The sequence below is a fragment of the bacterium genome, assembly GCA_030247525.1.
GTDB lineage: Bacteria > Electryoneota > JAOADG01 > JAOADG01 > JAOADG01 > JAOTSC01.
Genome location: JAOTSC010000201.1, coordinates 1 through 5519, shown reverse-complemented (window position 1 = coordinate 5519; position 5519 = coordinate 1). Strand labels below are relative to the sequence as shown.

Sequence of the window (5519 nt, the reverse complement as noted above, 5' to 3'; positions counted from 1 at the left end):
TTGAAGTAATTCACCGCTTTAGCGGCAGCGACGGCATCAGCGCAAATCTTCGCTCGGACTTCCGGCGTGATAATTGGCGAGGGCGCTTCTTCGACAATTTTCTGATGGCGGCGTTGGATGCTGCATTCCCGCTCGAAGACATGGACAAGATTGCCGTGTTTATCGCCAATCACTTGCACTTCGATGTGATGGGGATTTTTCAAAATATTTTTTAAGAAATATCGTCGCATCGCCAAACGCTTTTTGTGCTTCTCGCTTGGCGGAATCGACTAAATCGGACAGCTCCGCTTCGGTGCGAACGACCTTCATTCCTTTGCCGCCGCCGCCCGCCGCCGCTTTCACCAGTACCGGATAACCGATCCGACTTGCTTCGGTAGTCAACCGTTCGACTGAACAATCGTCGCCTTGATAAGCGGGAACAATCGGAACACCGGCATTCGCCATCATCTCCCGGGCGCGGGTTTTCGATCCCATCGATTCGATAGCGGTGTAATCCGGCCCAATAAATTCAAGACCAGCCGCCCGAACCGCTTTCGCAAAGTGAGCATTTTCGGAAAGAAAGCCATAACCGGGGTGAATCGCTTGTGCACCGCAAGCTTGCGCTAGTGCGATGATTTTGGTTTGGTCGAGATAAGTTTCCGAAGCAATATCGCCCGGCAGCTCATACGCTTCGTCACAGGCCCGTACGTGAGGGGCGTTAGCATCTGGGGTCGAGTACACCGCGACCGCTATCATCCCCATTTCCTGTACCGCTTGTGCGATTCGGACTGCGATGGCACCGCGATTAGCAATCAATACTTTTTGAAATCTCATGGCAGTTTATCCACCCAGGTTGCCGTTCGTTTCTCGAGAAAAGCGGTAATTCCTTCACGGCCCTCATCACCGGTGCGGGCTTGCGAAATCAAAGTTGCCGTCCGCTCCAACCACTCGTCGGAATCGATTCCCGATAGTTCGCGGGCATAGGTTTTAAAGACTGCAATTGCCTTGGGTGCCGCTGAACCGAATGCTTCGAGTTTCCGTTCGATCGCGTTATCGAGCTCCTCGGGAGTAACTACTTCGTGGATTAACCCGATCCGTAAGGCAACCTCCGAATCGAACCGCTCGCCCGATAATCCGTATGCCCGGAAATTACTGAACCCGATTTTTGCGATTGTGAAGGGACCAATCACAGCTGGGAGAATCCCCAACTTTATTTCGGTGAGTCCAAACTTGGTGTTCGTCGCGGCGACGACTTGATCACAGACGGCGCACAAGCCGAAACCTCCGCCCAACGCCGCACCGTGAACTTTTCCGAGTACTGGTTTCGGACACCGGTCAATGGTGCGAAACATCGTCGCCATCGTTTTCGCTGCGTTCCGGTTCTGTTCGAAATTCATGGCGGCAGCTTGCTTCATATAACTGAGATCGGCGCCGGCGGAAAAGTTTTTCCCGCTTCCCGACAGTACTATTACGCGCACGTCTTCGCGTTTTCCCAAGTCGTCGAATACCGAGGTCAATTCGGTAATCATAACCTCATTAAAGGCGTTGTTGACTTCCGGTCTGGCTAATGTTACGTGTGCGACTTTGTTGTATATCGCCACTTGAATGGTTTGCAATGTGTCCATCGATTTCCCCCACGATGCCGGAATATACAATCGTTCTCGTCAGACCGGGAATTGTTCCGGCGCTTCGCAATGAAAATCTCGACAACGGTAAAGCGTCGGTCGATTTTCTATACTCACTTTTCCGGCGCAAAGTTCATGCAATTGCTCCGGTGGATTCCCTGAACAGTATGCGATTTCACGATGCGGTACGTAATGCAGAAATACAATAGCATGCACATCAGGTTTTTCACCAGCGATCACCCATTGCTCGCCAACGGTTTGTAACCGATACGACGCGCGAAGCAATTGTCCTAAACCGGTCGGCGCCCTTAATGCAGCAGGTGCGAAGACATGTGTTGCGCGTTCCGCCCAGTTGCGATACTTACTGTTTCCAGTAAGGTTTGCAAGCCTCGACCAAAGCAATGCCGCATGTGAATTCCCCGAGGGCAACGCATTGTCCCACGGGTCGATAGTTCGGATACCGGCAACTTCCGAACGCGATTGGGCAACCGAACCATTCGGCATAACAAAGCGTTGATTAATCGCTTCCGCAATTTCGATTGCGACGACAAACCATTCCGAATCACCAGTTGCCTGATACAAGTCGAATAGTCCATTCGCAACAGCAGCATAATCGAGCGAGAATTCTTCTGTTGTCGCATTACCTCCGCGCCGCGAGTGCAGCAGTTTTGTGGTCTCCCGCCACTCGCTTGCGAATCGCTTTGCCAACATCAGCGCATGTTCCCAATAGCTCGCTTGTTTTGTTATCGCATGTCCGTTCGCGAGCGCCGACAACATGAGGCCATTCCAATCGGTTAGAACTTTATTGTCGCGCGCCGGGCGATTTCGGGTACGGTCACGTAACGACAGTAATAGTTCACGGTCCTCGGCAAGCTCCTGCATCAGTTGCTCAACCGGTATCGAATAGGTTTGTGCACATTCGGTTAGCGTTCGCTCCAACCAGAGGGCGGACAGTTCTTGCTCGAAATTTCCGGTGTCGCCAACTCCATAAATATCGCAAAACCTTGTTCCCCGCGATTCTCCGAGCGCATCGAGAATCGCCGGCTTCGACCAGACATAAAATTTTCCTTCGACGCCGTCGCTGTCGGCGTCTAAGGATGCGGCAAAACCCTGCTCGTCGGACAACCACATTTCGCGAATCGCCCAGTCCAGCGTAGAGGTTGCTGTCGCAAGAAAATCGTTCCGTGAAAATGGGAGACTGGCGTTGAGATAGAGATTGATAAGCTGTGCATTGTCATACAACATTTTCTCAAAATGCGGGATCACCCATCGGGCATCAGTTGAGTAACGTGAGAAGCCTCCGCCAATCTGATCGAAAATGCCACCGCGCTGCATTCGATCCAGACTATTTTCTACCATCGCTCGAGCTTGCTCATTTTTCTCGATCACGGAATACTCGAGCAAATATTCCAACAACATCGGTTGGGGAAACTTTGGAGCATTGCCAATTCCGCCGAATTGTTCGTCGTAGCTTTCAAGCGATCCATCAACCGCGCGTTTCAACAACATGGGAACATCAAGTCCGGGCGGTGCTTCAATCGCTGACTCTTGTTGTAATGCGATGGTCAACTGCTTTCCGGTCGATAGGACATCGTTGCGTTGTTGTGTCCATGCTTCTGAGACCGCTTCACAGACTTGAAGCCACGACGGTCGGCCATACATTGGTTGCGGTGGAAAGTAGGTTCCGCCGAAAAACGGTTTCCCGTCCCAATCAACGAAGACATTGAGCGGCCAACCACCTTGTCCCGTCAGCATTTGCACTGCAGACATGTAAAGATGATCGACATCTGGGCGTTCTTCGCGATCGATTTTAATGCAAATGAAGTGGTGGTTCATAAAGCGTGCGACATCAATATTCTCAAACGATTCACGTTCCATGACGTGGCACCAATGACAGGCAGCATACCCGATGGAGAGCAAAATTGGTAGGTCGCGCTGCCTCGCCTCTTGGAAGGCTGCTTCGCTATACGGTTGCCAAGCAACGGGATTGTTTGCATGCTGAAGCAGATATGGACTGGTTTCCTCGCCGAGGCGATTGCGTGGCGTGAAATCTAACTCGGGATGCAAAAACCGCGCGGCGGGGGTGCCATCGGGCAAAACTAAACCTGACATTCTGAATCCTGTGAATACATGATGTTGATTATACGTTAGTCTGAAAGAAGAAGTTGAATACACACAATTTTCGATGAGCAGTAAGACAATATCGCACATGAACACTTGTATCGACACTCTACAACGACAACCAAAGGAATACCTAACATTTGAACAACCATAAGCAATCTTCAAAGTAAATTGTAAATTCTGAATTTTTCGTTGATTTCGGTAGCGACACTCTTTATTTTCCGACATTACGACATGGAGTTATCGATGGTAAACCGGCGAGAACGGAAAAAGCTGGTTACTCGCACTGCAATACTAAATTCGGCACTTTCACTCTTTCACGAAAAAGGCATCATCACTACCCGCATTGAAGACATCACGAACCGAGCCGACGTAGCCAAAGGCGCCTTTTATTGTTACTTCACATCTAAAGACGATATCGTTTGTCAGTTAATTCTTGAAGGCATTAATCTGCTTAAAAGCGATTTGCATGCCGCGATGAATCCGAAATGGCAGATTGAACAACGGATAGAAGCCGCCGTTCGCACACACGAGCTGTTTTTTACCGCTCGTCCCGAATACACTGCATTATTTCAGTTGGCACGTGGATTACTTGAGACCAAGTTGTTTGCTAACCATCAACTGCAAAAAGGATTCATTTTATATCTGGATTCGATTGCCGAGACAGTGTTCCCTGTTACACTTCGGAGCGGAGTCGATGAGGAGACGACCCTCCAATACGCATCGATACTCGCCGGTTCGCTTTCTGGATATCGTTCGTTACGTCAAGCTACCGGACTAAGACCGGATTATTCGCTGGTCGCAAAAGCATTAACTGTCGGGTTGTTAGGCTCTTAACGAATAAGATCGCCAGTTCAGTGAACTTTTCGCCTCTCCGTGGCGAAAAACAGTTTGTATTATGCAGTTCTGATGTCCTACATCACATTTGAATGAGTAATAGCAGGAAATACCTTTGGTTTAATTTCGCAACCAAATGCAATACTGCACCAAATAATCTCTCACTTTGTGTGATAACATCACACACAATTTTGACCATTCCTCAAAGATAGTCAGTCGTGTAAGATTTTGAAGAATAATCATATACAGATACCATATCGAGCCGTCCATATTTGAATATTGTTCATATTTACCCTATTATTCAGGTACGGGTGCGTCTGCTCCAACCGGGTACCCGGAACACTTTATCGTTGTACCGATTGATGCTTGCACTGACGACACGAACAATACTATCACCTATGAGTTACATAAGTAACTTTCATCTTCATCGTATCGTTAACTCGCAACACTCAAAGAATCTAACGCCCGAATCGATATCCGCAGCTCCTTCCACTACATACTCTCAAGATGGATACGCTGACATCACCACTCACAACGAAAAGTGTTCGCAACGTTGTATCCGAAACTTTGTTCTTCTTTGCCGAGGAAGCTATGAATCTCCGTCGTATCACCATTGTTGTGGGTCTCATTGTCGTGTTTGCAGCGCTCACCGCTTTGTATGCCGGGTTGTCACCACTCTCCCACTCCCCCGATGCCGGGATTAAAGTCCAACAATCGGTTTCAGATCAAGTACTGTCTCACTTTCGCCAAAGAGGCGACTCGCTCGGGATTGAAGCGGCCAATGCGTTGCTGATGAATTTCCAAAACCAATACTATTTGGAAATGGCGCTGTTTGACAGTAACCGGATTGAAATTCCTTTCCAGTTTCACGAATACAAAGGATTCGATTCGGTGAAAGCAGCAATGCTAAAGCTTTACTCAGTTCATAAGAAAACTGAGTTCTTACCGAAACGAATT

At 48.9% G+C, this 5519-nt stretch carries 5 protein-coding genes; 2 read left to right on the top strand and 3 right to left on the bottom strand.

Going from position 1 to position 5519, the window contains the following annotated elements:
• Window positions 1–159: 159 nt before the first annotated feature.
• Genes OEM52_13605 through OEM52_13595 form a run of 3 tightly spaced genes read right to left on the bottom strand, consistent with a single transcriptional unit; the run spans window position 160 to window position 3716 of the window.
• The gene (locus OEM52_13605) at window positions 160–813 is read right to left on the bottom strand and encodes a hypothetical protein (GenBank protein MDK9701172.1); all 654 of its coding nucleotides are present in this window, start codon (window positions 811–813) and stop codon (window positions 160–162) included.
• Window positions 810–1604 carry an enoyl-CoA hydratase-related protein gene (locus tag OEM52_13600; protein MDK9701171.1) on the bottom strand — a complete coding sequence of 265 codons (795 nt, stop codon included), beginning with the start codon at window positions 1602–1604 and terminating at the stop codon, window positions 810–812. Before OEM52_13600 ends, OEM52_13605 begins: the two co-directional genes overlap by 4 nt.
• Window positions 1605–1643: 39 nt before the next feature.
• Window positions 1644–3716, bottom strand: a complete 2073-nt coding sequence (locus OEM52_13595; GenBank protein MDK9701170.1) for a thioredoxin domain-containing protein — start codon at window positions 3714–3716, stop codon at window positions 1644–1646.
• Window positions 3717–3971: 255 nt separating this feature from the next.
• On the opposite strand from OEM52_13595, the gene OEM52_13590 reads away from it, so the two are divergent.
• Window positions 3972–4562 (top strand): TetR/AcrR family transcriptional regulator, encoded by a 591-nt coding sequence (locus OEM52_13590; protein MDK9701169.1) that lies wholly within the window; start codon window positions 3972–3974, stop codon window positions 4560–4562.
• Window positions 4563–5153: 591 nt separating this feature from the next.
• On the top strand, window positions 5154–5519 hold a 366-nt coding region (locus OEM52_13585; protein MDK9701168.1), incomplete at its 3' end, for a hypothetical protein.

What these genes read in the sequence shown, in the direction of transcription:
- OEM52_13605 (MDK9701172.1), bottom strand. Translation starts at nt 813, where the DNA reads ATGAGATTTCAAAAAGTATTGATTGCTAATCGCGGTGCCATCGCAGTC.
- OEM52_13600 (MDK9701171.1), bottom strand. Translation starts at nt 1,604, where the DNA reads ATGGACACATTGCAAACCATTCAAGTGGCGATATACAACAAAGTCGCA.
- OEM52_13595 (MDK9701170.1), bottom strand. Translation starts at nt 3,716, where the DNA reads ATGTCAGGTTTAGTTTTGCCCGATGGCACCCCCGCCGCGCGGTTTTTG.
- OEM52_13590 (MDK9701169.1), top strand. Translation starts at nt 3,972, where the DNA reads ATGGTAAACCGGCGAGAACGGAAAAAGCTGGTTACTCGCACTGCAATA.